Here is a 25009-nt window from a genome sequence, read left to right as displayed (position 1 = left end):
ACCGACAGATCATCTACGCCACACCTCGTCGAACCGGTTCGGCGAAGCTAGCACCGGGCAACCGGGCCAGCAATCCCCTCGACGCGATCTACCGGCTCCCGATCCGACTCCGACCCGGGATTACCGGATTGTGTCGGGGGTGTTGACAGGCCCTACGCGCGATTCCTACCTTCACTTCATGCGAACCGGTTCGACGATCCGGAGATCGCCTCTTCACCGTTCCCAGCCTCAGGCGCCCGGCGCTATGTTCCTCCCGGAGCAGCGAACCGGTTCGAGCAAGGAGTTCCCGTGAACATCGGTGAGATCGCCAAGCGGGCCGGTGTCTCGCGGAGCACCGTGTCGTACGCGCTCAGCGGCAAGCGCCCGGTGTCGGAGGAGACCCGCCGGAAGATCCAGCAGGTCGTCGACGAGCTGGGCTACCGGCCCAGCGCCAGTGCCCGCGCGCTGGCCAATGGCCGGACCAGCACGATCGGTCTGGTCTTCCCGCCGGCCGGGAACCACTACACGGGGATGCAGCTGGACTTCATCGGCAGTGTGGTGGAGGCCGCGGCGGCCTACGACTACGACGTGCTGCTGTCCCCGAGCGGTGTGGACAGCGACCGCTCCTTCCAGCGGCTGCTGGGCGAGCGGCGGGTCGACGGCGCGATCCTGATGGAGATCAGGCTGGAGGACGACCGGGTCGATCACCTGGCCGCGCTGGACTTCCCCTCCGTCGCCATCGGCCGTACCGCCCACCCGGAGGACGGCTGGTGGGTGGGCCTCGACCACACCGCGCTGGCGGCGGCGTGCGTGCACCACCTGGCGGATCTGGGCCACCGCCGGGTCGCCTTCGTCAACCGTCCCGAGCAGCTGCTGCGGGCCGGGTACGAGTCCGCGCACCGCGGCCTGGACGGCTTCACCAAGGCCGCGGCCGAGCGCGGGCTGACGGTGCGGACGTACTGCTGCGGGGACGACGCCGCGTCGGGGCAGGCATGCGTGGAGCGGATCCTGCGCGACGACCCGGCCACCACGGCCCTGGTCACGCTGAACGAGGCCGCTCTGGGCGGCCTCTACCGGGGGCTCGCCCGGGCGGGCCGCCATGTGCCGCGCGACTTCTCCGTCACCGGGGTGGTGGCCGGCCGGTGGGCGGAGACGGTGACCCCGCAGCTCTCCGCGGCGGACGTACCGGCGGCGGAGATGGGTCGGCGCGCCGTCGACCTGCTGGTGGAGCGGCTCGACCATCCCGACGCACCGCCCCGGCACCATCTCCTCACGCCGCCGATCTCTCTGCGAGCCAGCACCGGGCCCGCGGGAGTCCCGCCCACCGCGGACGCGGCGTCCGGCACGATGCCCTGACCGCGCCCACGTAACCCCCTTTCGACCCTCGTCACACCATCGGGCGCTCGAACCGGTCAACGGTGCCGTTCGCCGTGCCCGTCTCTCCTCGTCACCCCGTGGCCCCGATACTGTCATGCTCAGAACAAAGGACTCACGATGAACCACTCCTCCAGACAGCGTCGTCTGACCGCCGCAGCCCTGACCGCCCTGGCCGTGGCCGTCAGTGTCACCGCCTGTTCATCCGGTTCGGGCAGCACGGACGCCAAGGGTGCCGGCAGCGGCACGTACACCGTCTGGGACCCGTACCCCCAGTTCGACAAGGGCTCGGCCTGGGCGAAGCTGCTGGACCGGTGCGGCACCGAGGCCGGGGTGAAGATCAAGCGGACCGCCTTCGACACCAGCGACCTGGGCAACAAGACGCTGCTGGCGGCGCAGCAGGGCAACTCGCCGGACGTCCTCATCGTGGACAACCCGGTGGTGTCGACCCTGGCCGAGGCGGGCGTGCTCACCACGACCGAGGCCACCAGGCTGGACACCTCGAAGGTGGACCCCAACCTGCTGGCGGCCGGCCAGTCGGGCGGCAAGACGTACGGCACGCCGATCGGCGCCAACACCCTGGCCCTCTACTACAACAAGAAGGTGCTGAAGGAGGCCGGGGTGGACATCGCCTCGGTCAAGGACTGGACGTCGCTGACGGCGGCGTTGGCGAAGGTCAAGAAGGCGGGCAAGAAGGGCGTCACGTTCTCGGCGATCGGTACGGAGGAGGGCAGTTTCCAGTTCCTGCCGTGGTTCTGGGGCGCGGGCGCCAAGCTGACCGGGCTCGACTCCGCGCAGGCCGTGTCCGCCCTGTCGCTCTGGACGGACTGGCTGAAGCAGGGATACGCCCCCAACTCGGTGCTCAACAACACCCAGACCACCAGCTGGCAGGAGTTCGCCGGCGGCGACTACGCCTTCGCGGAGAACGGTACCTGGCAGCTCGCCAATGCGAGGAAGGCCGGGCTCGATTACGGGGTGCTGCCCATTCCCGCCGCCACGGGGGGCAACGCGGCGGCCCCGACCGGCGGCGAGTTCGTCACCATCCCGGTCCAGGACGACACCGCCCGCTACACCACCTCCCAGAAGCTCACCACCTGCCTGACCAGCAACGGCAACGCCTACGACACCGACACCGCCCTGTCCTACGTGGCCCCCAGCAGCGAGGTCCAGGACAAACAGGTGGCGGCGAACGCCGAGCTGAAGCCATGGGTCGCGGCGGTCAAGTCGGCCAAGGGGCGCACGAGCGACGACCTGGGCACCAAGTACCCGAAGATCTCCGAGCAGATGTGGAAGGCCGTCCAGTCCGCCCTCAGCGGATCCAAGTCGCCCAAGGACGCGCTCTCTTCGGCGCAGGACGCGGTCAAGTGAGGTGGGACCGATGAAACAGACCACCCATCCGCCGGACCCCCGGTCCGCGCGCGTCCGTGACGGAGCGGCCACCGCCGCCCCGCCCCCGGCCCGCACCAGGACACGCCGCCGTCCGACTTCCCAGCAGTGGGCCGCCTGGGGATTCCTCGCCCCGGTGACCGCCTATCTGGCCGTCTTCTACGCCTATCCGCTGTACCGCAACCTCGACCTCAGCCTGCGCCACTACACCGTGCGCTCCTTCGTGCACGGCAACGCGCCCTTCACGGGCCTGAGGAACTACCAGACCGTCTTCGACGACCCGACCTTCGCCCCGGCCCTGCTCCACACGGCCCTCTTCACCGCCGTGTGCCTGGTCTTCCAGTACGCCATCGGCCTGGCCCTCGCGGTCTTCTTCAACCAGCACTTCCGGCTGTCGGCCACCCTGCGCGCCCTGTTCCTCGTGCCCTGGCTGCTGCCGCTGATCGTCTCTGCCTCCACCTGGTCGTGGATGCTCAACAGCGACTCCGGCATCGTCAACGCCCTGGCGAGCACCGTCGGAATCGCGCCGGTGAACTGGCTGACCTCACCGTCCTGGTCGCTGACCTCGGTGATCATCGCGAACATCTGGATCGGCGTCCCGTTCAACCTGGTCGTGCTCTACAGCGGCCTGCAGTCCATCCCCGCGAACCTGTACGAGGCCGCCGCCCTCGACGGGGCGAACGCCTGGCAGCGATTCCGGCGCGTCACCTTCCCGCTGCTGCGCTCGGTGTCCGCGATCACCCTGCTGCTCGGGCTGGTCTACACGCTCAAGGTCTTCGACATCATCTGGATCATGACCAAGGGCGGTCCCGCGGACTCGTCCACCACCTTCGCCACCTGGTCCTACCAGCTCGGTTTCGGCAACCTCCTGCCCGCCTTCGGCCCGGGAGCGGCCGTCGGCAACCTGCTCGTGGTCGCCGCCCTCGTCTTCGGCCTGGTCTACGTCCGGGTCCAGCGGAAGCAGGCGCTGTCATGAACCGGAGCACCAGCCGAACGTGGTGGAAGACGACCGTCGGTGTCCTGCTGACCGCGCTCATGCTCTTCCCGGTGTACTGGATGCTGAACGTGTCCTTGACCCGCGACCAGGACATGCGCAAGAGCCCACCCGATCTGCTCCCTGTGCACGCCACCCTGTCCGGCTACCGCACCGTCCTCGACGAGCAGTTGCCCTACCTCGGCACCAGCCTCGTCATCGGCCTGGGCACCGTCGTCCTGACCGTCGTCCTGTCCGCGCCCGCCGGCTACGCCCTGGCCAAGCTGCGCCCGCGCGGCGGCGGCATCCTGAGCTTCGTGCTGCTGGCCGCCCAGATGATCCCCGGCATCATCATGGCGATGGGCTTCTACGCCATCTACCTCCAGCTCGGCCTGCTCCAGTCCGTACCCGGCCTCATCGTCGCCGACTCCACCCTGGCCGTCCCCTTCGGCGTCCTGATCTTCACGGCGTTCATGTCCGGTATCCCCGGCGAGCTGATCCAGGCCGCGCAGATGGACGGCGCAAGGGCCCTGCGGACCTTCTGGGCCGTGGTGCTGCCGATGAGCCGCAACGCCGTCGTCACGGTCTCCTTGTTCGCCTTCCTGTGGTCCTGGTCCGACTTCGTCTTCGCCAGCACCCTCGCGGGCGGCGGCGACCACGAGCCGATCACGCTCGGCATCTACCACTACATCGGCAACAACAACCAGCAGTGGAACGCCATCATGGCGACCGCCGTCGTGGCCTCGCTGCCGACCGCCGTGATCCTCGTCCTCGCCCAGCGCTACGTCGCCGCCGGCGTGACCGCCGGCGCCGTCAAGGACTGAGCCCCTCCCTCCCGTCACGACCGCTCCGGCTGCACGCCAGCCGGCCGGTTCCCCCTGCCCGAGAAACGAGTCACACCACATGACCGCCGCCCCTACCGGCCCGGCCTTCTCCGTCCGCGACATACCGTTCAGCACGTACGGCTCCTGGTTCGACATCTCGCCCGTGGTGGCGGAGAGGACGTACGCCGAGGACCTCCACCTCGTCTCGCACCAGAACGGCATGCACGGCGTCCTGCGCCTGGTCCCGCTGGACCCGGCGACGGGTGAGCGGGCCGCGGCCCGCGTCGAGGCGACACCGGGCCTGCTCAGCTGGACCGGCGAGGGCGGACACGTCGGCCTCGCCTACGAGTCGCCGGACACCGTGCGGCTGCGGGGGAGCGGCCTGGGCATCAGCGTCCTCGCCGCCACGCAGACCCTGACCCCGTTCAGCGGAACGTACTTCTTCCACGACCCGGCAGCGAACGGGCACGTGTTCACCTCGTACGAGACCGGACGCCGGTACCGCGTCACCGTGCTGTCCGGCACCCTCGCCGACCCGACCGGAACCCAGGCCCTGGGCGGCGGCGACCGCGGACTCGCCGTGACCGCCGCGGCGGACGGGACCTGGGAGATGGTGATCGAGGAACTCGACACCTCTCGTCCGCCCTACGCGTCCTCGGCGCCCTTCGACGAGATCGTGGAGGCCGCGAAGAGAGGGTTCAGGGACTTCGTCGAGGCCGTGGCCCCCTGGCGCTCGTCCGCCACCCCGGCCGCCGAGCTGGCCGCCTACGTCGTCTGGTCGGCGACCGTACGACCGACCGGCCTGGTCACCCGACCCGCCGTGCTGATGTCAAAGCACTGGATGGACAAGGTCTGGAGCTGGGACCACTGCTTCAACGCCCTTGCCCTGGCGCCCGGTTGTCCCGAACTGGCCCTGGACCAGTTCGCACTGCCCTTCGACCACCAGGACGACAGCGGCGCCCTGCCCGACTCGGTCACCCACTCCGAGGTGCTCTACAACTTCGTCAAGCCACCCATCCACGGCTGGGCCTTCGGCCACCTGCGCCGCCGTCTGCCGACACCTCCCTGCGCGACCGAGCTGGCAGAGGTGTACGGCCGGTTGGAGCGCTGGACCGACTTCTGGCTCACCGCACGACGGGCCCCCGGCGCCGAACTGGCCCACTACCAGCACGGCAACGACAGCGGCTGGGACAACGCCACCACCTTCGACCCCGAGCGGGTCGTCGTCACCGCCGACCTGGCCGCCTTCCTCGTCCTCCAACAGCATGAACTCGCCGAACTGGCCATCGAGTTGGGCAGGCAGGACGAGGCGCGCCGGTGGACGCGGGCGGCCGAGGAGACCCAGGCGGCACTGCTGGAGCAGCTCTGGAGCGGGGACGGATTCGTCGCCCAAGGCGTCGCCGGCGGGGGCACCTGGAGCAGCTCAAGCCTCCTCGACCTGATGCCCATCGTGCTGGGCGAGCACCTGCCCGGCGAGGTCGCCGGCGCGCTCGCCGACCACATCAAGGCCCATCTGACCCCGTACGGCCTCGCCACCGAACTGACCACCTCACCGCACTACCTCTCCGACGGCTACTGGCGCGGCCCGATCTGGGCCCCCGCCACCGTCCTCGTCGAGGACGGTCTGCGCCGCGCGGGCCACCACCGGCTGGCGGACGACATCAGCGCCCGCTTCCGTGCCCTGTGCGAGACCCACGGCTTCGCCGAGAACTTCGACGCCCTCACCGGCACAGGCCTGCGCGACCGCGCCTACACCTGGACCGCCAGCAGCTATCTCCTGCTGGCCGAAGCACACGCACACCGAGACAGTCGCTGACCGGCTGCCTCCCTCCCCCCCCATGGCCCCCGGACCGTCCGGGGGCCGGCACACTCATGCAGGAGCCGCATCATGAAATCGCCCCGGATGCACCCCAGCCCCACCACCCGCACCGGACGCCGAACGGTCCCCTCCGTCGCCGTCCTGCTGACCGCCCTGGCCGCGACGCTGGTGCCCGCAGCCCCGTCACAGGCCGCCGACACCGGCGTCACGGTGGACTTCGCGACAGCCGGAGGCGCGCCCACCTACCGCGCCTCCGGCATGATCTACGGGATGACCCCGGACGGGTCACTGCCGCAGGACCACTTCTTCAAGGACATCAAGTGGCACTTCATGCGGGCCGGCGGCGCCCAGCTCAACAGCGGGGGCTACGGCACGAGCCTCGCGGACTACCAGACCCGCTGGAACGCCACGCTCGCCCAGTACAAGCGCACCGCGGCCCTCGGCGGCACCTTCGTGCTGCTGCCGCACGACCTGTGGGGCGCGGACAGCACCACCAGCCAGGGCTGGCCCGGCGACAACGGTGACTGGACGAAGTTCGACGACTTCGTCACGCAGCTCATCAACGACGTCAGAGCCAACCGCATGACCGTCGAGTGGGACCTGTGGAACGAGCCCGACGGCAGGGGCTTCTGGGCTCCCTCGCAGAGCCAGTACCTGCAGATGTGGTCGCGCTTCTACGCCCGGGTGCGGGCGGCCTTCCCGGGCCAGCTCATCGTCGGCCCCAGCATGGCGGGCCAGCCGACCTCCTCCAACACCTGGTGGACCACCTACCTCAACTACGTCAAGGCCCACAACGTCGCCCCCGACATCTACAGCTGGCACGACGAACCCGCCGACCCCGTCCCGGGCGTCGCCGGCGCCAACTCCACCCTCGCCGCGGCAGGCCTGACCAACACCCGCCCGTACCAGATCAACGAGTACGCGGCGCTCTCCCAGCAGAACCCCGGCGGCGGCGCGTGGTTCATCGGCCGTCTGGAGCGGGCCGGCGCCGACGGCCTGCGCGGCAACTGGGCCTCCGGTACGCACCTGCACGACGACGAGGCCAATCTGCTCACGAAGAACAGCTCCGGCCAGTACCTGCCGCTGGGCGAGTGGTTCACGTACCGCTACTACGGTTCACAGACCGGCAACATCGTCAGCCTCAATCCGGGCGCCAACACCGACGGCCTCGCCACCAAGGACAACACCGCCAAGAACGCCAAGATCCTGCTCGGCAGCAACGGCAACACCGGCAATGTCACCGTCAACCTCACCGGCCTGAACACGACCTCGGTGGTGGAGAGCGGCAAGGTCCGTGCGGTCGTCCAGCGCGTCCCCTACAACGGCGGCGCCGCGGTGACCGGGCCCGAGACGATCTCCGACACCACCCTGAGCGTCAGCAACAACGCGGCCTCGGTGAGCATCCCCTGGAACAACGCCAAGGACGGCTACACCGTCACCCTGCTCCCGCCGTCCAACACCACCGTCTCGACCGTCGCCGTCAGCGAGAACAGCGGCCAGTGCCTGGACGACACCAACCTGAGCACCGCCGACGGCGCCCAGTACCAGCAGTACCACTGCGAGGGCGGCTACCAGCAGATGCTCGACCTCAAGCCGGTGAGCGGAAAGACCAACACCTACGCCGTGGTCAACGAGCTGAGCGGCAAGTGCCTCGACGTCTCAGGGGCGTCCACCGCCGACGGCGCCGCCGTCATCCAGTACACCTGCAACGGCGCGGCCAACCAGCAGTTCACCCTCAACCCCGTCGCCGCACTCGGCAACAGCAAGGACTACCAACTCGTCGCCGCCCACAGCGGCAAGTGCGTCGACGTCAGCGACGTCTCCACCGCTCCGGGGGCCCTCATCCACCAATGGACGTGCGACCCGGCCGACGCCCTCAGCACCAAGAAGAACCAGATCTGGCGACTCTCCGGCAAGTTCTGACGGCCGGCACGAGTCCGCTGCCGGAGTCGGTTCACGGCCGCGAACCGGTCGAGGGCCTGGAGCACATGGTCGCGTGTCGTCGCGCTGCCCGGATGCCCCGCGCCCTCGACGACGGCCAACTCGGGGCCGCGCCGGGCACGATGGAGCCGCCACGCGGTGCCGAGAGAGCTGCCCATGTCCTGACGGCCGTGGACCGGGACTCCCGGGATACCGGCCAACCGGCCGGCCTTGCGCAGCAGCACGCCTTCTTCCGGACGGCCGCCGTAGGGTCTGAAGGCGCCGTTCGTCTCACCGGACAGGACCGCGTCCTCCCGGGCACCCCAGCGGCCCTTCCGCGCCGCGCGGGCGCAGCAGCCAGGCGGCCACCGGTTCGCCGTTCCGGCCCGGGAAGCGGACGTCGTCCACGTCGACGGTGCTCAGCAGATACCGCTCGGTGACCCGCTCGGCCTTCACCGCTCCGCCTCGGGCGCGTGCTTCGGCCAGGCTCTGTTGCCAGAAGGCGTCGAAGTCCTCCGGCACGGACACCTCCGGCCGGTAGGAGAGGAGTTCGTCCGAGCTTCGATCGGACAGAGGCATGGTGGTCCTCCTGACGAGGACGGGACCGGGCTGCGACGGGTGGTGAAGCGCATCGACGCTGCCATGCGCGTAAGGACATGCCAACTGTCCGAATCCCGGGGCCACTTCCTTCGGTGAGACCTTGCGGCACAGGAAAACCCGTCATTAGTGTCGACTCCACTGCCTGCGCTTTGCAGTCGAGGCGCTTCGACCGACGGAGGCTGTTCATGCCCGCCCTGCCCGCCCGCGTCCTGTTCGGCGCCGCCTACTACCACGAGTACCAGCCCCATGAGCGTCTCAAGGCCGACCTGGATCTCATGGCCGGGGCGAAGTTCACCGTCATCCGGGTCGGTGAGTCGGTCTGGTCGACCTGGGAGCCGGAGAACGGGACGTTCGCCCTCGACTGGCTGCGGCCGGTTCTCGACGGTGCCCACGAACGCGGAATCTCGGTCGTCCTCGGTACGCCGACCTACGCCGTGCCGCCGTGGCTGTCCCGGCAGTACCCGGAGATCGCCGCCGAGCGGGCCACCGGGCAGCGCATCGGCTGGGGTGCCCGCCAGGAGGTGGACTTCACCCACCCCGCCTTCCGGTTCCACGCCGAGCGCGTCACCCGCGAGATCCTCGCCCGGTACGCCGCCCATCCGGCGGTCATCGGCTTCCAGGTGGACAACGAGCCGGGCCTGCGGCTGCCGCACAACCACGGTGTCTTCCAGCGGTTCGTGGACCACCTGCGCGCCCGGTACGGGGACGTGGAGACCCTGAACCGCGAATGGGGGCTGGTCTACTGGTCGCACCGGCTCTCGACCTGGGCCGACCTGTGGACACCGGACGGCAACGCCCAGCCGCAGTACGACCTCGCCTGGCGCGCGTTCCAGGCGCGCCAGACGACCGAGTTCGTCGCCTGGCAGGCCGACATCGTGCGCGCCTACGCGCGCGACGACCAGTTCGTCACCACCTGTATCTCCTACGGCCACCCCGCCATGGAGGACGACGAGCTGACCGACAGCCTGGACGTCACGGCGGGCAACCCGTACTACGACATGCAGGACGGTCTCGCCCTGCCCGACCGGACACCCGACGACCACGAGCAGCAGTGGAAGACCAGAGGTGTCTGGGCGCTGTTCCAGAGCGGGGACCGGATGTTCTCCTCCCGCCAGGCCCCGTTCCTCGTCACCGAGACCAACGCCCAGGCCATCGGCGCCCCTTGGGACAACAAGCCCGCCTACGACGGCCAGTGGCGGCAGGCGGCCTGGGCGCTGGTCGCACGCGGGGCGCGGATGGTCGAGTACTGGCACTGGCACACGCTGCACTTCGGTGCGGAGACCCACTGGGGCGGAATCCTGCCGCACAGCGGCCGTCCGGGGCGTGTGTACGGCGAACTCGCCCGGCTCGGCGCGGAGTTCGACGCCGCCGGGGCGCTGGTCGCCGGTATCGAGCCGGACGCCGACATCGCCATGGTCTACTCGATGCCGACCAAATGGCTGATGCAGAAGTACCCGCCGCTCGCGACCGCCGACGGCGGCCCGGACTCCGCCGCGTACCAGCGCATCTTCGACCCCTTCTACCGGGGTGCGTTCGACGCCGGCCGCCAGGTGCGCATCTTCCACGTCCGCCAGCTGCACGGTCCCCGTGGCGTGGGGGTACCCCCGACCGAAGGCTGGGGGAGTGACGGCATGGCACCCGACCAGGCCGCACGCGCTCACCCCGTGCTGGTCGTCCCCGGGCTGTACATCGCCGACGACGCGACCCTGGACTGGCTCGCGCAGTACGCGCACGCCGGCGGCCACCTGGTCCTCGGCCCCCGTACCGGCTACGCCGACCACGAGGCCCGGGCGCGGCACGAGCAGGCCCCCGCACGCCTCGTGGCGGCGGCCGGCGTCTGGTACGACGAGGTCGGCAACCTGCCCGCCGAACTGCCGCTCCGCGCCGTGCCCGGAAGCCCGCTCGCACTGCCCGAGGGCGGGACCGCGACACACTGGGTGGACGGACTGACGGTGGTCGACGCCGAGGTGCTCGCCGAGTACGAGCACCCGCACTTCGGCCGCTGGCCCGCGATCACGACCCGCCGCCACGGCGCGGGCCGTGTCACCTGCGTCGGTACCGTGCCCGGACGCGGCACGGCCCGGGCACTGGCCGAGTGGCTGGTGCCCACGCCCGGCAGCGGATGGGGCACCCTGCCCGCGTCCGTGACCGTGACGACCGGCACCTGCCCCGACGGGCGACGCGCACACGTGGTGCACAACTGGAGCTGGCAGGAGGCCGCCGTCCGTGCACCCGGTGAGCTGACCGACGTCCTCGACGGAAGTGCGATCGCCGTCGGCACACCGGTGAGCCTAGGCGCCTGGGACGTCCGGGTCTTCGTCACCTCCTGATGGTGTTCCCGGGAGTCGGGCCTTCGGCTGTCGCGGCCGAAGCCCCCTGGGCCGGCTCGCCGGCGCTTACGATCCCAGCTCGGCGGAGAAGGGCCGGTCGTAGACCTCGAAGGTGCGGATGGAGGCCCATGCCCCGGAAGGCAACCCGGTGACCGTGACCCGCACATACCGTGCCCGGGTCCGGAACAGGGCCACCTGGACCTGACTGGTGCTTGCGGTGGCCGTGTTGTCGGCCAGCGTGCTCCACCTGCGGTTGTCGACGGAACCCTCGATCGTGTAGCGGTAGTTGGTCCCGTCCAGTTCCCAGGCCATGCGGGTCCCGGTCAGCGGCCGGGGCGAACCGAGGTCGACCTCGAGCCAGTGGCCGGTGCCGCCGTCGGCCGCGCACCACCGCGTCGGGGTGGAACCGTCCACCGCCCTCGCTGCCACGAGTCGTGGTGGACGTTGATCACGACGTAAAGGCCGGCGGCCAGCGCCCAGTCGACCACCTGCTTGACGCGGTTCATGAACGTGGCGTCGATGGTGTAGGGCGCGGTGGCGGTTGTGCTCGATCCGCCACACCCAGGTGAGGCCGGAGTGACGGTCCGTCAGTCCACCCACGGGTAGATGCCCGCAGCTGGACCACTGCCCCGCCCGGTCAGAGCGAACCCTCCTCCGCCATTGCCGAATTGCACGCGTCCGCTCAGGACGGGTGAGGTAAGGCGCATCGGACGGCGCTGCCACCGGCATTGCGCGAGCCAGTCGTTGTCCGCCCACAGAAGGTCCGCGGCGTCGATGGCCGCCGGACCTGCCGCGGTCAGGCCGCCCACGAGAGAGCGGACCGACTCCAGGAACACGGTCTCCCGGCCTTCGTTGCGCAGGGTCACCTCGCCGCGCACGACGGGCACACCGTCGGGCGAACGGTACGTCACGTCTACGACCAACCCGCTCCGCGGATCGTGGAGTTGGACGGTCAGTGTGTGCCAGTCGCCCTCGCGCGCCGTGTGGTGGTCCCGGTGGCGCAGCGGCCCGCCGATCGTGGTGTCGACGAGGCGGTTGCCCGACCAGCCACGGCCGTGCCCCGCGGCCGTCACCTCCACCAGGGGCAGGGAGGCATGAGGATTCGCGTCACCGCCGACGGGCGGCCCGAGGTACGTCAGGAGGGGGCTGCCGTTGTCATCAAGAGTGATCTGGCGCCGAAGGGCGTCGTGACCCCAGCGGGATCGTGTGCTGTTCCTCGGTCATGGTGGGGTCTCGGAGTCAGGTCCTGCGCAGCACCGCGCAACCACCGGGGGGCAGCTCGCGGACCCTGGCGCCGGTGAGCAGGTCGTGAGCGGGATCCGGCAGCGGCACGGTGTCCGCGCGGTGGTTGAGCAGGAACTGCCAGCGACGGCCGTCGGACGCGTGCCGGGTGACGGCTTCGACACCGTCCGGCAGACCCGGCGACTCCTCGGGCTCGACACCGGCCTCGTGCAGGACTCGGCCGACCAGCGCGCCATAGTCGGTGTCGTCGAGGCGGGTGGAGACGTACCAGCCCTGCCCGGTTCCGTAGCGGTGCCGGGTCAGTGCCGGGCCGTCGGCGAGCATGCCGTGGGTGTAGGCGGCGAGCGTCTCCGCGCCCTCGGCACGCACGGACTCGCTCCATACCGAGCCGTACGAGCCGTCCGACAGGGTGATCCGCTCATCCGTCCGCAGGGGGCGGTGCTCCTCGACACGGATGCCCAGGGCCTCGCGCAGTGGCCCGGCGGGATAGCCGCCGAGCCGGGCGTGCATGCGGTCGTCGACGCATCCGTTCGCCTGCTGGACGAGGAGCGTCCCGCCGTCGGCGACGTAGCGGCGCAGGTTCTCGGCGCCCGCGTCGGACAGGAGGAACAGGGCCGGCGCGACGACGAGCGCGTAGCGGCTCAACTCGTGCTCGGGATGGGCGAAGTCGACCGTCACGCCGGCGTCCCACAACGCCCGGTGTGCCCGGCTCAGCTCCTCGTGGTAACCGAGGTCGGCGCAGGGCAGGCCGTCGACGCTCAAGGCCCACCAGGCGTCCGCGTCGTGCAGGACGGCCACGGACGCGTCGACCGTCGAACCCGCCAGCTCGCCGAGCCGGGCGACCGCCTCCCCGACCTGTGCGACCTCGCGGAAGATACGGCTGTCGGGGCCCGCGTGCGGGACCATCGCCGAGTGCCATGTCTCGGCACCGGCCCGGGACTGCCGCCACTGGAAGAAGAGGGCACCCTCCGAACCGCGCGCGATGTGGCCGAGGGTGTGGCGCAGGATCTCCCCGGGTTCCTTGCCCAGCACCCGGTCGCCGTCGTAGACGGTGTTGGTGCCCTGTTCCATCAGCAGCCAGGGGCTACCGCCGCTCAGGGAGCGGACGCGGTCGGCGTGGAATGCGGCGTCGGCGGCGGCGTCGAGACCCGGCGACCCCGGGTAGTGATCGGAGGTGACCACGTCGAGTTCGCGGGCCAGCGCCCACAGGTCCAGGTTCTGGTAGGCGGGCAGCATCAGGTTGGTCGTCACCGGACGGTCGCTGTGCGCGCGGATCGCGTCGCGCTGTTCGCGGTAGGCGGCGACGGTCTCGTCGGACCAGAAGCGGCGGAAGTCCAGGCTCTGGCCCGGGTTCTTGTGCCACTGCGTCGCGCGTGGTGGCAGCACTTGTTCCCAAGAGGTGTAGCGCTGGCTCCAGAAGGACGTTCCCCAGGCCTCGTTGAGGGCGTCCAGTGAGCCGTGGCGGGCGCGCAGCCACACCCGGAAGGCCGCCGCCGCGTGCTCGCAGTGGCAGAGGGTGGCGTACTCGTTGTGCACGTGCCACAGCGCGAGGGCCGGGTGGTCGCCGTACCGTGCGGCGAGGGCCGAGGCGATCCTGCGGGCCGCGTTCCGGTAGGCGGGTGCGGCCAGGCAGTAGGTGTCGCGGCTGCCGTGGGTGAGGCGGGTGCCGTCGGGTGTGACCGGCAGCGCGTCGGGGTGGGCGAGGGTGAACCAGGGCGGCGGCGAGGCCGTCGGTGTGGCGAGGTCGACGGCCACGCCGTTCGCGTGCAGGCGCTCCAGGTGGGCGTCGAGCCAGGCGAAGTCGTAGCGTGCCTCCTCCGGTTCGAGCAGGGCCCAGGAGAAGACGCCCACGGTGACCAGGTTGACCTCGGCCCGGCGCATGAGTGTGTCGTCCTCCTTCCAGACGGGCTCGTCCCACTGCTCGGGGTTGTAGTCCCCGCCGAAGGCGAGCCCGCCCAGACGGTCGGTGACGCTGCGGGCGGTCATGGGTGTTCCTCCGGTACGGGAGTCGGGTGTGGTGTGCTCTCGCGGGTGGCCGGCACCGGCGCAAGAGGTGGAGGCCGGCGTGGCGTGGTGGGGGAGCGGTCCCTTTCAGTCGGCGGGGAGGGGCGAGCGGGACCGCTCCCGGTCCGGGGATGTGCCGTCGGCGCGGTACCGCTTCAGCCCTTGACGGCGCCGGTGCGCAGGCCGCTGCGGAAGTTCCGCTGCGGGGGGCACGTCCGTGATGCCCTTCGGGCAGGCCGGCAGCGCCGCCTTCGGACCCGCCTTCGTGTTCGTATCCGTGTGCCGCTGTCCGCCACCCCCGTGGGCGGACAGCGGCGGAGCCGGTGCGGCCGCTCCCGGGAACGAGGCGGCCGCGCCGACGAAGCTTCTGCGGTGCAACGCGTGCGGCATGGTGCCGGCCCCTTCCGCCGGGAGTGTCGAAGCGCTTCACCTGACTCGCGACGCTAACGGACATGTTTCGTGCGAAACAAGAGTGCGAACATAAAGAAAGGTTCTCTTCGCAGGTCCATTGACAGTCCGTCATGACGATGAAAGCGTCGATGCGCTTCGGCAATCTGTCTTCAGTCCGACATCCACTCCCGGCCGGCTTTCAGCGCGGCGGCGTGGGAGGAGGCGTGGTCCTCAAAGCAGTGCTAGCACCACCAGGTTGCAGGGCGCTTCCTCGACGGGCTGGACGTACCAGTACCACCGGTCCGCACCCCTGTGCTCCTTCGGACGCGGCCTGTCATACACCGACTTCACCTACCGCGACCTGCGGCTGTCCACGCCGTCCATGGCCCAGGACGGCGCAGTGGCGTCTCCGTGACCCTGGCCAACGCGGGCACACGGTCCGGGAGCGAGGTGGTCCAGCTCTACGTCCGGGCGGTCGATGCCCGCTACGAGGCACCCCGGCTCCGTCTCGCCGAATTCCGCAAGGTGCGGCTCGCACCGGAGCAGAGCCCTCTGAGAGGGCGTCATGGCAGCAGGCTGCGAGAGGGGTTGGGTCCGTCCCGGGATGCGTCGATGCGCTTCGACAACGCTTCGACAGATCGGGTCAGTTCACCCCACGGGCCATCCAGATGATCGCCTGTGGACAGGTCTCGCTGTCTCGCGAACGGCTCGGGGTGAGGCTCCCAGCTCTCGGCGGCAGGCCTTGTTGAAGGCCTGGAGGTCGGGGATTCCCACCGCGGCGGCGATCGCGGAGATGGAAAGGGTGGATTCGCGCAGCAGGTGACGGGCGCGTGCCAGGCGGCGCTGACGGATGTAGGCGACGACGGTCTCGCCGGTGGCCGCACCGAAGAGCCGGGTGAGGTGGTTGTGGGAGATCCCGGCGGCGCGGGCCACCTCCCGGACGGTGAGGGGGTCGGTCAGCCGGGACTCGATGTAGGAGATCGCGGCGGTGACGGCCTGGTGCGGGCCGTCCCGGGGGCCCTGCGGGGCCGGCGGGGTGAGATGGCCGACGCGCCACAGCGCGGCCCAGACCTCGGCCGCGGCCCGGACCGGGGCGCTCGGCCAGGCCGCGATGGCCTGGAGCATCAGGGCGGACAGCATGGACAGCTCCGGACCCGCGTCCTGTACGACGGGCACCGAGCGGAGCGCGCCGCCGGAGGACAGGCGCAGGTGGGCGTACAGGTGCTCGGAGCGGCCCCGGTAGCGGTACCGGACGGTCGTGGCGGGCGGTACGAGGCTGACCCGGCCGGGTCGGATGACATGGGGCGTGCCGTCGACGGTGAGGTCGGCCTCGTACCGGTACAGGTGCAGCTGCCACAGGTCGGGCAGGCGGAAGACGTCGGTGTGCCCGGCCGGGCCGTGGACGCCGACGCCGACGTTCGCCACGACCGGCGGCTCGTCCAGGCACACCCCCACCTCAAGCATGGTGAAAACCTACCAGCGGTGGTGAGCCGGACCCACGCGTCGGACGCCATGACTTCCCTAGCGTGGTGCACATGACGACAACCAGAGAGCATCTGCTCAGCTCGGTGCGGATGGCGCACTTCGTCGCCCACGGATCGCTGCGCCTGGACGCCGTGGTGCCCGCGGAGATGAACGCCGAGGCCATGGAGGTCTTCGGCGCCGGCATTCCTCCGGTACCGTACGGCACGCCGGTCGCCGAGGCCTATCCCGAGGGTTCCTTCATGCGCAGGCTCGTCGACCTGCCTGAGGTCGCGGGCGCGTTGCACAGTCTCGTCGGCCCCGATCCGAACATCGACCACCACTTCGTCCACGTCCGGGAGCCACGCGAGGGCCGCGCGCAGCCGCTGCACGCGGACGCGATCATCGACGCACGGACCGACGCGTTCGATGTGCAGCTCATGTACTACCCGCAGGATGTGACCCTGGAGATGGGCGGCACACTGAGCGTGCCCGGCAGTCATCTGCGGCGCACGAACGAGAGCGACACCGGTCGGTACCAGAATCTGCGCGGCCAGCACCGACTGGTCTGTCCGGCGGGCACCGTGGTGTTTCTGCACCACGGTCTCTGGCACGGCGGCCGGCGCAACGACAGCGACATCCTGCGCTACATGTTCAAGATCCGCTTCAATCCGACGGTACGGCAGCGGCGGCTGTGGGACACCTCGGACCTGGCGGACCCGGGCGTCGCGTCGGAACTGAACACCGGCTTCCCCTGGTACGAGGGGGCGACCGGTCGCCTGGAGCTCTACAACCGCGTCCTGTTGTGGCGGGCGCTGACCGGCGACGCGGACTTCGACCTGGACCACTGGGTCACCCGCGTCTCGAACCGACCGCAGGAGGTGCCCGCATGACCGCGATCGACCCCGCCCCCGCCCCGACCTCCTCGGTCGTCCGCCAGCAACTTCTGGTGCTGTATCTGGGCACGTCCGCACTGGACTCCGACGTCATCGGCTGGGCACTCTACGACGGTACCGGCCGCACGTGCCCTACCACGGGCGACAGCGACGAGCCTCCCTACGCGACGGGCGTGGCCGCCCTGTGCGACGGCTGGCGCCTGATCCAGGCGTCCCAGCTGATCCCGCCGTATCCGGGGCACGAGTACGACGTGTCGTTTCTGAAGCACGAGTTCTTCTTCGAGAAGCTCGCGGAGCTTCGCGAGGACTGACGGCCCGGCGCCGGACGGTGTGCGGCCGACCGGCGGGTTTCCGGGAATGCGTCGCCGACTGGTCGCCGTGCCTGCGGCAAGCGACCAGTCGAACCGCTCGGCCAGGTGACGACGGTGCGATCAGTGCCGTGAGAACTGGACCCCGGTCGGTTGCACGAGGTTCGGCCGCGGCGCGATCCCGGTGACGGCCGGCCGTTCACCGTAGATGTCCGTGATTCTGAACGCGCCGCCGCACTCGCCGCCGTCGGCGGAGAGGAAGTGGTCGTAGTCGGTACGCGGCAGCTGCCGCCGGCCATCCGCGGTGCGGACCTCAAGCGCGGCCGCCGGATTGAGGTGGCCGATCGCCTGGATGCCGCACCAGTAGGGCTGGAGCCGGTCTGATGCCGGATGGAGATGGTGCCGGCCAGCGCATGACGGGTCCTCGGTTTCCTGACAGGGATGCGCCGCAGGCTCATCCCGAGCGTGCGACGCGCTGAGGAAATGCGGTGGTACGACGCCCTCATGTGCCGAGGGCGCTTCCGCCGGGACGCACACCGGAAGGGCCGCAGACTGACGTTGGGAGCACTCCCGTTGGACCGAGTCGCCGTAGTGAAACTCTGCGACCCGGCCCGGCAGGCACGTTCTCGGCAATCCTCCGAGTTCGGGTCCTGAAGCGGAGCCCTTACGGTTGGTACGGGGTGTACGTGATCGAGGAGACCTTCAGGTACCTCGCGCCGTCTGCTGTGGCCCATGTCGAGTCGTTGGGGTTGCCCGGCCAGTCGCCGCCGACGGCGGTGTTGACGATGAAGTGCATCCCGACACCCGGTGCCGTGGTGTACCACTTGGTGCCGGTGATGGTGCCGTCCACGGCGAAGTCGATGTGATCGGGCCACCAGGTGAACGAGTACGTGTGGTACGCGTTGGTCCAGCCCGCAGAATTCGTCTTCGAGAACTGGGTCTGGGCGTTGTTGGAGTCGTGGGAGGTCTGGTAGACGGAGTTCGGGTTCTGGCCGACGATCTCGGCGGCGTCGAACTCGGGCAGCCACGGATTCAGGTAGGCCGCCCATACCGCAGGCAGGAGGCCCTGGCCGTTGGGCATGTTCGCGGTGAAGCTGTAAGTCCCGTAGCCGTAGAGGGCTTTGGACTCCACGCGGCCGGAGTAGTATGTGCTGCCCGATTTGTAGGTCTTGATGACGAGGGTGCTGCCCTCGTACCAGACGCAATCGGGAGTGTAGGTCTCCAACTCGTTGTTGGCGGTCCACCGTCCGTTGATGGTGTTCCACGAGTTGATGGTCTGAGGGGCTCCCCAGGACGCCGCGTGGGCTTGCGGCTGTCCCAGGAGAAGCAGGGACAGCGCCGCCAGGGCGGCAACCATCAGGCGTCCCGGCCTGAGAAGTGCAGATGACATCGCGGTTCCATTGCTCGGATGACATGAGGCGGGGGAGCGGTCCCACACTCCCTTCAACGCCGGACTCTAGGAGTCCGTTCAATGTTTGACAAGATGCGCGGCGCGGATCGTTTCCTGGCTTCTGGAGTTGAAGACACAAGGTGTCGCGCCCCGGCTTGATCACAACTGGACACAAGCCCTGACCCCTCCCCGGCACGCTTCGCGGTCACGGCCCTTCGGCGTGAGCGGGTGCGGATGAGACGGGTTCAGTCCGCGTTCTGGGTGCGCTGGTAGAGCTGGGCGATGTCATCGTCGAAGTACGAGGCGTAGGAGACGTCGTCCTGGTCGCCGCCGCTCTCGTGGCCGCCCAAGACCCGGATGACCGTGCCGGTGTGGCACTTGGAGTCGTAGTCGGCGAGCCAGGGGCTGCCGCTGGTCCCGTCCTCCAGGCCGGTGCACTGGATGGTGCAGCGCAGCGGCAGCACCACCCAGGTCCACGACGGCACCGTCACCGCGCTGAACGCCGGCATCAACTACCGGGAAGGCACGGTCAGCGGACTGATCCAGACCGACGTCTGCGCCGAGCCCGGCGACAGCGGCGGCGCCCTCTTCGACGGCGACAGCGCCCTCGGCCCCACCTCCGGCGGCAGCGGCGACTGCACCAACGGCGGCCAGACCTTCTTCCAGCCCGTCCCCGCCGCCCTTGCAGGGTACGGCGCACGATCGGCTGTCCTCCGGGCCGAACGGGCCCCGTCCAACGGCACGAACCGGTCCCCCGACTCCCGTCCTGGGGCCGGCGCCCAGAACAGGGCTATGCCCTCGCCACTGATGTCCGCGATGACTGGCCGGAACTGAGCAGGGAGGCCGTCCACGCGGGCAGGGCCGGCCGCGGCGGCCACGGCAGGGGCCGTCTCGGCCAAACCATGGTCGCCGGCATCGACGACCACTGCCGGTGCGTCGGGTTCGCCTCCGTCGTGGCTGTGCCCAGCGCCCGCGCGGTGTGCTCCGGCCTTCACCGCCGCGATGCGCCGCTACAGCGTGCCCTTAGAGGCGCTGACGGACAAATGGCAAGCAGTTCACCGGCCGTCCTACCCGACCTCAGCCCGTCGAGGTGCTGTTCGAGCGCATCTGCCGGGAGCACGGCATCACGCAGCGGCTGACCAAACCCCGCTCGCCCCCCCACCATCGGCAGGATCGAGTGTTTCCGTCGCACCCTGCGGGAGCAGTTCCTCGATCACGTGGTGCCGTTCGAGTCACTGGCCGCAGCCAGGGAAGCGACCGACGGCTGAGTGCACGCCTACAACCACCAGAGCCCGCACCAGGCCCTGACCATGGCCGCCCGGTCAGACTCTTCCGGCCCCACGCCCCTGTCCGCCAGGACGGCGAACAGCCTGAACACGCAGTCATGGAGCAAGGAGTTGTCCATCGAGGTTGTCGAACCGCCGGCTCTGCCGCCGCAGGGGAAACCACCGCAGCGTCCGCTCCCTCCTCAACGGACACCTCGTCATCACGGTTCCGTTCCGGCTTCGACCGGAGGATCTCGCCTCCCTGACCACGAGTACGCACAGGTCTCATGACGTGACGGGACTGCCGTCACGCACGCCCTCGGTCGACGCTGGGACGCGCGCGTCTAGCGCGTCCCTCCGCGTACACCTTCTGCACCGTGACATAGGCGGTGAAGCGATTCGATTACCGTGCACCCCACGCGTCTCGATGGCGCACGCCACCTGAACGCCACCACGGATGCGTCGGAACCCGTTGGTGAACGTCATGGGGTCCTCGGGGGAGCGGGTTGATTTGCGGGGCGTGGGCTGCCGTGGTCGTTGTCATGGCGCGTAGACATCCTCTGATCTGCTGTTATTTCACCTCCCCAGTCCAGTTGAACTTCCAGCGTGTTCGGGTGGACACGTCCAGAGGGTGGCGCGGTATCGGCGATTGACGTATTAGTCATCCCAACAAACAAATCTTCCCGATGACGTGCCGGGCGATATGACAGCTAGGACCGCAGTATGTCGAAGCGCTTCAACTTACCCGCCGCAGAACCCGCTCCGTCTGCCGCAGGCAGCCGACGCCCCCGCAGGGCCGCGGTGCCGCTCGCCACCGTGGCCGTCCTGCTCGCCGGGGCGGCCCTGGGTGGTTGCGGCCAGCAGCGCGACAGTGCCGTGTACACCGTGTTGAACTCCTCGACCGACGACTCCTACCACCGCTGGGACGCGCAGGCGATGGCCCGCTGCGGCAAGCGGCTCGGCGTCACCATCGAGCAGCAGAGCGTCCCTGCCGCGCAGGTCATGACCAAGGCGCTGCGCATGGCGTCCTCGGAGTCGCTGCCCGACATCGTGCAGTTCGACGCCTCCGAGATGCCGACGTTCGCCGAGGCCGGCGGGCTGATCGACCTCAGAACGCTGGGCTTGGGCACCGACGACATCCCCCAGGGCATCGTCGACTTCGGCTCCTACAGGGGGACCTACTACGGCGCGGCCCGCTCGGTGAACACGCTCGCGCTGTTCTACGACAAGGACGTCCTCGCCAAGGCGGGCCTGAAGGTCCCGGCCACCTGGGCCGAACTGCGCGAGACCGCCAAGAAGCTCACCCACGGCAGGCGGTACGGCCTGGCGCTGAGCGCGGGCGGTGCCGAAGACGGCGTCTTCCAGTTCACGCCGTTCATGTGGTCCAACGGGGGTGACGAGAGGCGGCTCGATGGACCGCGAGTCGTCGAGGCCCTGGACTTCTGGAAGGCCCTGCTGAAGGACGCCTCGCTGTCGAAGTCGACGGTCAGCTGGACGCAGGCGGACGTCAACGACCAGTTCATGGCGGGCAACGCGGCGATGATGATCAACGGCCCGTGGCAGGTCGAGACGCTGGACACCAAGAAGTCGCTGCACTGGGGCATCGCGCGGATCCCCGTGCCGAAGCCCGGCGACAAGTCGGTGGGCCCGCTCGGCGGTGCGGTCCTCACGGTGCCGAACACCGGGGACCGGGCCCGCGAGAAGGAGGCCGCCCGGATCATCGGCTGTCTGGCCGGCGAGAAGGAGCAGCTGACCTACGCGCTCAGCAGCTGGATGGTCCCGGCCGACGAGAAGGCCGCCGCGGTGTGGCGCAAGCGCGTGCCCGAACTGGACGCCCTCGCCGGCCAGGTGGCCACCGCCCGCTCCCGGACCGCAGAGCTGGGCGCCGGATGGTCGAGCGTGTCGCTCGCCCTCCAGAGCGCCTTCCAGTCGGCTCTGACCGGCGAGTCGAGCATGGCCGCCCTGACGCGCGCCCAGCACCGGGCCACGAGCGGGAACTGAGGTAAGTGCCCATGACCATGTCCACCGCCACCGTCCCGGTCCGCTCCACGACCCGGCAGGCCACCGGCACCCCCGATCCCCGACGGCTCCGTCTGCGGCGCCGCCTCGCGCAGTGGGGGTTCGTCGCGCCCGCCGTCGTTTTCATGCTGCTGTTCTTCGGCTACCCGCTCGTCCGCAACGTCGTGATGAGCTTCCAGCACTACACGCCGAAGACCTTCTTCACCGGCAGGGCGCCGTTCAACGGCGTCGACAACTGGTCGAAGGTCTTCCGGGACGCCCTGTTCGCCAAGGCGCTGTGGCACACGTTCGTGTTCACCGCCGGATCACTGGTCGGCCAGTTCTGCATCGGCCTCGCCCTCGCGGTGTTCTTCAACCGGAGGTTCCCCCTCGGCGGAGTCCTGCGATCACTCGTGCTCCTCCCGTGGCTGGTACCCATGGTGGTGTCGGGCATCGTGTGGCGGCGGATCCTCGACGAGGACACGGGTGTGCTGAACTCGTTCCTGGACACACTCGGAGCGGGCGGCCACCCCCCGTGGCTGACCAGCCCCGGCATGGCCCTGCTGTCGGTGATCCTGGTCAACATCTGGATCGGCATCCCGTTCAACATGGTCATCCTCTACGGCGGTCTCCAGGAGATACCCCGGGAGTTGTACGAGGCGGCCTCCCTGGACGGAGCCTCCGCCTGGCGGACCTTCCGCTCCGTCACCCTGCCGATGCTCCGGCCGGTGATCACGGTCGTCCTGGTGCTCGGATTCATGTCGACGGTGAAGATCCTCGACCTGATCCTGGCCCTCACCGACGGTGGCCCGGCCGACGCCACCCAGACCCTGGGCACGCTGACGTACCAGAACTCCTTCGTGCAACTGGACTTCGGCGCGGGCGCGGTCGTCGGCAACGTACTCATCCTTGTCTCCGCGGTCTTCGCGGTGTTCTACCTGCGGGCCAACCGCACCGAGGGGAAGTGACGTCCATGGCCCCACACCCGCCCACGACAGCCAAGCGCCGCTGGGGTTCCACCGTCACCGGCGTGCTCATCCTGTGCGTGATGCTCTTCCCGCTGTACTGGATGCTCAACACCGCGCTCCAGCCGGGGTCGGGTCTGCTGGAGGTGGACCCGGTGCCGGGCAGCCTCGACCTGTCTGGCTTCTCCAAGGCCCTCGGTGATCAGGGCGGTCACCTGCTGACGTCGCTGGTAGTCGCGCTCGGCGCCGTCGTCATCTGCCTGACGATCGCCGCCCCGGCGGCATACGGGCTGGCCCGGTTCGGGCTGCGGGGCACACGGACCCTCGTGTTCGGCACCCTGATCACGCAGATGGTCCCGGGCATCGTCATCGCGAACGCGCTGTACACCTCCTACGTCGACCTGGGACTGGTCAACTCGTACTTCGGCCTGATGCTCGCGGACGCCTCGCTCGGCATTCCGTTCTCCATCGTGCTGATGCGGTCCTTCATGGTCTCGATCCCCGGCGAGGTGATCGAGGCGGCACAGCTGGACGGTGCCGGCCCGGTGCGGACGTTCCTGCGGGTGGTGGTTCCCATGAGCCGCAACTCACTGATCACCGCAGGGCTGTTCGCCTTCCTGTTCGCGTGGAGTGACTTCATGTTCGCGCTGACCCTGAACACGACCGACGACGTCAAGCCGGTCACGCTGGGCATCTACCAGTACATCGGCGCGCACGTCGGGGACTGGGGCTCGGTGATGGCAGCGTCCGTCCTCTCCGCGGTACCGGCGGCGATCCTCCTCGTCGTCGCCCAGAAGTACATCGCCGCCGGCATCACCGGCGGCTCCGTCAAATGACCCGCGTCCACCGGCAGAGCTGAGCCCACGCATGAGTGACCTTCCCCGTGTTTCCCGCCTGGCTTCGTCTTCGGCGCCGTGACCGCCTCGTACCCGGTCGAGGGCGCGACCCGGGAGGACGGCCGCGCTCTGTATATCTGGGACACCTACACCCACACCCCCGGCCTCGTGGCGGACGGCGACACCGGTGACATCGCCCGAGCAGGTTCGCCAGGCCCCGGCCGGTGCACCGCCGGCACACCGGCTTCGTGGACGCCACCGGGATCCAGGCCCTGCTGGGCCAGGTCGAAGGCCGCGCCACCAGCGATGTGCTGGCCTGGCCGGCAACCACCCCCGAGCCCTGGCGTGAGCACAGGGCTTACGTCGCCATCGACATGTCCCCCGGCTACCGGGCCGCCGTGCGTACCGGACTGCCCCACGCCACCGTGGTGGTCGACCACTTCCACGTCGTCCAGCCGGCGAACAGGAGGCTCGACCTGGTGCGCCGCCGCGCCATCTCCATCCTGCGCGGCCGGGCCGGCGACCCGGAATGGAAGGCCCGGCGCCGCCTGCTGCACAACCGCGAACCCACCGACACCCAGTTCAGCACGATGTGGAACCAGCTCATCGGCACCGGCGACATCGGCACGACGCTGCTGACCGCGTGGATCGCCAAGGAGAAGCTGCGTGACCTGCTCGCACGCTCCCGCGCCACCGACCGGCACCGAACCGGGAGCTCGCCGCGCGAGCCGCCCACGGCTTGCCCAACCCCACCAACCAACGCCTGCGCACACGCTGCGTCATCACCCGCCGGGCCCGAGGCCACCTCCACCCCGCCTGAATTCGAAGGCTCCGCAAACCTTGCCGCGGGAATTCGTCGTTCGAGGGCCGGCGGAAAGGTATGCGTTGGGGAATCGCTCCGGCGTTCGTCTCCATGCGCGGACGGATTGCACCGTCGTGTCGCGCGTATTGCGGCTAGTGCGTTGACCACGAACGTTGCCGGGGTGCTGGGGACGCGCCGGTCGATGCTCGCGGTGCCGGGTGTGTAGGCCTCATCCTCGATGTCGACG

General features: G+C 69.7%; 23 protein-coding genes and 3 pseudogenes. 17 read left to right on the top strand and 9 right to left on the bottom strand.

All coding sequences use genetic code 11. The annotated features are described in order from the left end of the window. Positions 1-288 precede the first annotated feature (288 nt). The 6 genes from ACZ4MF_RS38020 to ACZ4MF_RS37995 all read left to right on the top strand — a co-directional run bounded on the left by ACZ4MF_RS38020 (position 289) and on the right by ACZ4MF_RS37995 (position 8278). Positions 289-1335, top strand: coding sequence for a LacI family DNA-binding transcriptional regulator (locus tag ACZ4MF_RS38020; protein WP_467497443.1), 1047 nt, complete (start codon positions 289-291; stop codon positions 1333-1335). 138 nt (positions 1336-1473) lie between these two features. After that, positions 1474-2721, top strand: a complete 1248-nt coding sequence (locus ACZ4MF_RS38015; protein ID WP_467497441.1) for a sugar ABC transporter substrate-binding protein — start codon at positions 1474-1476, stop codon at positions 2719-2721. Positions 2722-2731: 10 nt separating this feature from the next. Further along, on the top strand, positions 2732-3715 hold the full coding sequence (locus ACZ4MF_RS38010) for a carbohydrate ABC transporter permease (protein ID WP_467497439.1): 984 nt from the start codon (positions 2732-2734) through the stop codon (positions 3713-3715). Then, on the top strand, positions 3712-4536 hold the full coding sequence (locus tag ACZ4MF_RS38005) for a carbohydrate ABC transporter permease (RefSeq protein WP_467497437.1): 825 nt from the start codon (positions 3712-3714) through the stop codon (positions 4534-4536). The genes ACZ4MF_RS38010 and ACZ4MF_RS38005 overlap by 4 nt, the downstream gene beginning before the upstream one ends. 79 nt (positions 4537-4615) lie before the next feature. Next, positions 4616-6352, top strand: coding sequence for an amylo-alpha-1,6-glucosidase (locus ACZ4MF_RS38000; protein WP_467497435.1), 1737 nt, complete (start codon positions 4616-4618; stop codon positions 6350-6352). A 72-nt stretch (positions 6353-6424) separates the two neighbouring features. Beyond that, positions 6425-8278, top strand: coding sequence for an RICIN domain-containing protein (locus tag ACZ4MF_RS37995; RefSeq protein ID WP_467497433.1), 1854 nt, complete (start codon positions 6425-6427; stop codon positions 8276-8278). A gap of 288 nt (positions 8279-8566) precedes the next feature. On the opposite strand, the gene ACZ4MF_RS37990 is transcribed toward ACZ4MF_RS37995, so the two are convergent. After that, positions 8567-8854: an acetylxylan esterase gene (locus ACZ4MF_RS37990; protein WP_467497431.1), complete on the bottom strand. Its 288-nt coding sequence runs from the start codon at positions 8852-8854 to the stop codon at positions 8567-8569. Positions 8855-9060: 206 nt separating this feature from the next. On the opposite strand from ACZ4MF_RS37990, the gene ACZ4MF_RS37985 reads away from it, so the two are divergent. Then, positions 9061-11205: a beta-galactosidase gene (locus tag ACZ4MF_RS37985; RefSeq protein ID WP_467497429.1), complete on the top strand. Its 2145-nt coding sequence runs from the start codon at positions 9061-9063 to the stop codon at positions 11203-11205. Between the two features lie 66 nt (positions 11206-11271). Here the strand turns inward: ACZ4MF_RS37985 and ACZ4MF_RS37980 are convergent, their stop codons facing one another. The 4 genes and pseudogenes from ACZ4MF_RS37980 to ACZ4MF_RS37965 all read right to left on the bottom strand — a co-directional run bounded on the left by ACZ4MF_RS37980 (position 11272) and on the right by ACZ4MF_RS37965 (position 14433). Beyond that, positions 11272-11619 (bottom strand): discoidin domain-containing protein, encoded by a 348-nt coding sequence (locus ACZ4MF_RS37980; RefSeq protein WP_467497512.1) that lies wholly within the window; start codon positions 11617-11619, stop codon positions 11272-11274. Positions 11620-11627: 8 nt separating this feature from the next. Beyond that, a pseudogene (locus ACZ4MF_RS37975) lies at positions 11628-11747 on the bottom strand (cellulase family glycosylhydrolase); the annotation flags it as partial. Positions 11748-11792: 45 nt separating this feature from the next. Beyond that, the gene (locus ACZ4MF_RS37970) at positions 11793-12284 is read right to left on the bottom strand and encodes a glycoside hydrolase family 36 N-terminal domain-containing protein (RefSeq protein ID WP_467497428.1); all 492 of its coding nucleotides are present in this window, start codon (positions 12282-12284) and stop codon (positions 11793-11795) included. Between the two features lie 160 nt (positions 12285-12444). Then, complete coding sequence (locus ACZ4MF_RS37965; RefSeq protein ID WP_467497427.1) at positions 12445-14433, bottom strand: beta-galactosidase; 1989 nt, start codon at positions 14431-14433, stop codon at positions 12445-12447. A 664-nt stretch (positions 14434-15097) separates the two neighbouring features. Between ACZ4MF_RS37965 and ACZ4MF_RS37960 the strand changes: the two genes are divergently transcribed. Both ACZ4MF_RS37960 and ACZ4MF_RS37955 read left to right on the top strand, forming a co-directional pair. Beyond that, positions 15098-15256, top strand: coding sequence for a hypothetical protein (locus ACZ4MF_RS37960; RefSeq protein WP_467497425.1), 159 nt, complete (start codon positions 15098-15100; stop codon positions 15254-15256). After that, the gene (locus ACZ4MF_RS37955; protein ID WP_467497423.1) at positions 15253-15513 is read left to right on the top strand and encodes a fibronectin type III-like domain-contianing protein; all 261 of its coding nucleotides are present in this window, start codon (positions 15253-15255) and stop codon (positions 15511-15513) included. The genes ACZ4MF_RS37960 and ACZ4MF_RS37955 overlap by 4 nt, the downstream gene beginning before the upstream one ends. Here the strand turns inward: ACZ4MF_RS37955 and ACZ4MF_RS37950 are convergent. After that, positions 15490-16305, bottom strand: coding sequence for an AraC family transcriptional regulator (locus tag ACZ4MF_RS37950; protein WP_467497422.1), 816 nt, complete (start codon positions 16303-16305; stop codon positions 15490-15492). The two genes, ACZ4MF_RS37955 and ACZ4MF_RS37950, sit on opposite strands and share 24 nt — an antisense overlap. Before the next feature lie 71 nt (positions 16306-16376). Here ACZ4MF_RS37950 and ACZ4MF_RS37945 point away from each other — a divergent pair, with 71 nt between their 5' ends. Together ACZ4MF_RS37945 and ACZ4MF_RS37940 are read left to right on the top strand one after the other, a co-directional pair. Next, positions 16377-17195, top strand: coding sequence for a phytanoyl-CoA dioxygenase family protein (locus ACZ4MF_RS37945; protein WP_467497420.1), 819 nt, complete (start codon positions 16377-16379; stop codon positions 17193-17195). Further along, on the top strand, positions 17192-17509 hold the full coding sequence (locus ACZ4MF_RS37940) for a hypothetical protein (RefSeq protein ID WP_402066438.1): 318 nt from the start codon (positions 17192-17194) through the stop codon (positions 17507-17509). Before ACZ4MF_RS37945 ends, ACZ4MF_RS37940 begins: the two co-directional genes overlap by 4 nt. Positions 17510-17629: 120 nt before the next feature. Here ACZ4MF_RS37940 and ACZ4MF_RS37935 read toward each other — a convergent pair whose 3' ends face one another. The 3 genes from ACZ4MF_RS37935 to ACZ4MF_RS37925 all read right to left on the bottom strand — a co-directional run bounded on the left by ACZ4MF_RS37935 (position 17630) and on the right by ACZ4MF_RS37925 (position 19360). Then, positions 17630-18043, bottom strand: a complete 414-nt coding sequence (locus ACZ4MF_RS37935; RefSeq protein ID WP_467497417.1) for a hypothetical protein — start codon at positions 18041-18043, stop codon at positions 17630-17632. Between the two features lie 127 nt (positions 18044-18170). Then, complete coding sequence (locus ACZ4MF_RS37930) at positions 18171-18896, bottom strand: glycoside hydrolase family 16 protein (RefSeq protein WP_467497416.1); 726 nt, start codon at positions 18894-18896, stop codon at positions 18171-18173. Positions 18897-19141: 245 nt separating this feature from the next. Next, positions 19142-19360, bottom strand: a complete 219-nt coding sequence (locus tag ACZ4MF_RS37925; RefSeq protein WP_467497414.1) for a hypothetical protein — start codon at positions 19358-19360, stop codon at positions 19142-19144. On the opposite strand from ACZ4MF_RS37925, the pseudogene ACZ4MF_RS37920 reads away from it, so the two are divergent. The 6 genes and pseudogenes from ACZ4MF_RS37920 to ACZ4MF_RS37895 all read left to right on the top strand — a co-directional run. After that, positions 19341-19730 (top strand): annotated as a pseudogene (locus tag ACZ4MF_RS37920) (S1 family peptidase); the annotation flags it as partial. The gene ACZ4MF_RS37925 and the pseudogene ACZ4MF_RS37920 sit on opposite strands and share 20 nt — an antisense overlap. A 1154-nt stretch (positions 19731-20884) precedes the next feature. Further along, positions 20885-22162, top strand: a complete 1278-nt coding sequence (locus tag ACZ4MF_RS37915; protein ID WP_467497412.1) for an ABC transporter substrate-binding protein — start codon at positions 20885-20887, stop codon at positions 22160-22162. Between the two features lie 11 nt (positions 22163-22173). Next, positions 22174-23127 (top strand): carbohydrate ABC transporter permease, encoded by a 954-nt coding sequence (locus ACZ4MF_RS37910; RefSeq protein ID WP_467497410.1) that lies wholly within the window; start codon positions 22174-22176, stop codon positions 23125-23127. A 5-nt stretch (positions 23128-23132) separates the two neighbouring features. Continuing rightward, the gene (locus ACZ4MF_RS37905) at positions 23133-23960 is read left to right on the top strand and encodes a carbohydrate ABC transporter permease (RefSeq protein ID WP_467497409.1); all 828 of its coding nucleotides are present in this window, start codon (positions 23133-23135) and stop codon (positions 23958-23960) included. Between the two features lie 78 nt (positions 23961-24038). Then, positions 24039-24158: pseudogene (locus tag ACZ4MF_RS37900) on the top strand (family 1 glycosylhydrolase); the annotation flags it as partial. 26 nt (positions 24159-24184) lie between these two features. Then, a complete protein-coding gene (locus ACZ4MF_RS37895; RefSeq protein WP_467497407.1) occupies positions 24185-24988 on the top strand; it encodes an ISL3 family transposase in 804 nt (267 codons plus the stop codon). Positions 24989-25009: the final 21 nt, after the last annotated feature.

Source organism: Streptomyces sp. NPDC025793 (assembly GCF_055558375.1).
Note: the sequence above shows the minus strand (reverse complement) of the source record. Positions and strands in the feature narration are given on the sequence as shown.

Bases quoted from the DNA above. Each gene is read 5' to 3' on its own strand.
- ACZ4MF_RS38015 (WP_467497441.1), top strand. From the start codon at position 1,474: ATGAACCACTCCTCCAGACAGCGTCGTCTGACCGCCGCAGCCCTGACC.
- ACZ4MF_RS38010 (WP_467497439.1), top strand. From the start codon at position 2,732: ATGAAACAGACCACCCATCCGCCGGACCCCCGGTCCGCGCGCGTCCGT.
- ACZ4MF_RS38005 (WP_467497437.1), top strand. From the start codon at position 3,712: ATGAACCGGAGCACCAGCCGAACGTGGTGGAAGACGACCGTCGGTGTC.
- ACZ4MF_RS38000 (WP_467497435.1), top strand. From the start codon at position 4,616: ATGACCGCCGCCCCTACCGGCCCGGCCTTCTCCGTCCGCGACATACCG.
- ACZ4MF_RS37995 (WP_467497433.1), top strand. From the start codon at position 6,425: ATGAAATCGCCCCGGATGCACCCCAGCCCCACCACCCGCACCGGACGC.
- ACZ4MF_RS37990 (WP_467497431.1), bottom strand. From the start codon at position 8,854: ATGCCTCTGTCCGATCGAAGCTCGGACGAACTCCTCTCCTACCGGCCG.
- ACZ4MF_RS37985 (WP_467497429.1), top strand. From the start codon at position 9,061: ATGCCCGCCCTGCCCGCCCGCGTCCTGTTCGGCGCCGCCTACTACCAC.
- ACZ4MF_RS37965 (WP_467497427.1), bottom strand. From the start codon at position 14,433: ATGACCGCCCGCAGCGTCACCGACCGTCTGGGCGGGCTCGCCTTCGGC.
- ACZ4MF_RS37950 (WP_467497422.1), bottom strand. From the start codon at position 16,305: ATGCTTGAGGTGGGGGTGTGCCTGGACGAGCCGCCGGTCGTGGCGAAC.
- ACZ4MF_RS37945 (WP_467497420.1), top strand. From the start codon at position 16,377: ATGACGACAACCAGAGAGCATCTGCTCAGCTCGGTGCGGATGGCGCAC.
- ACZ4MF_RS37940 (WP_402066438.1), top strand. From the start codon at position 17,192: ATGACCGCGATCGACCCCGCCCCCGCCCCGACCTCCTCGGTCGTCCGC.
- ACZ4MF_RS37930 (WP_467497416.1), bottom strand. From the start codon at position 18,896: ATGTCATCTGCACTTCTCAGGCCGGGACGCCTGATGGTTGCCGCCCTG.
- ACZ4MF_RS37915 (WP_467497412.1), top strand. From the start codon at position 20,885: ATGTCGAAGCGCTTCAACTTACCCGCCGCAGAACCCGCTCCGTCTGCC.
- ACZ4MF_RS37910 (WP_467497410.1), top strand. From the start codon at position 22,174: ATGACCATGTCCACCGCCACCGTCCCGGTCCGCTCCACGACCCGGCAG.
- ACZ4MF_RS37905 (WP_467497409.1), top strand. From the start codon at position 23,133: ATGGCCCCACACCCGCCCACGACAGCCAAGCGCCGCTGGGGTTCCACC.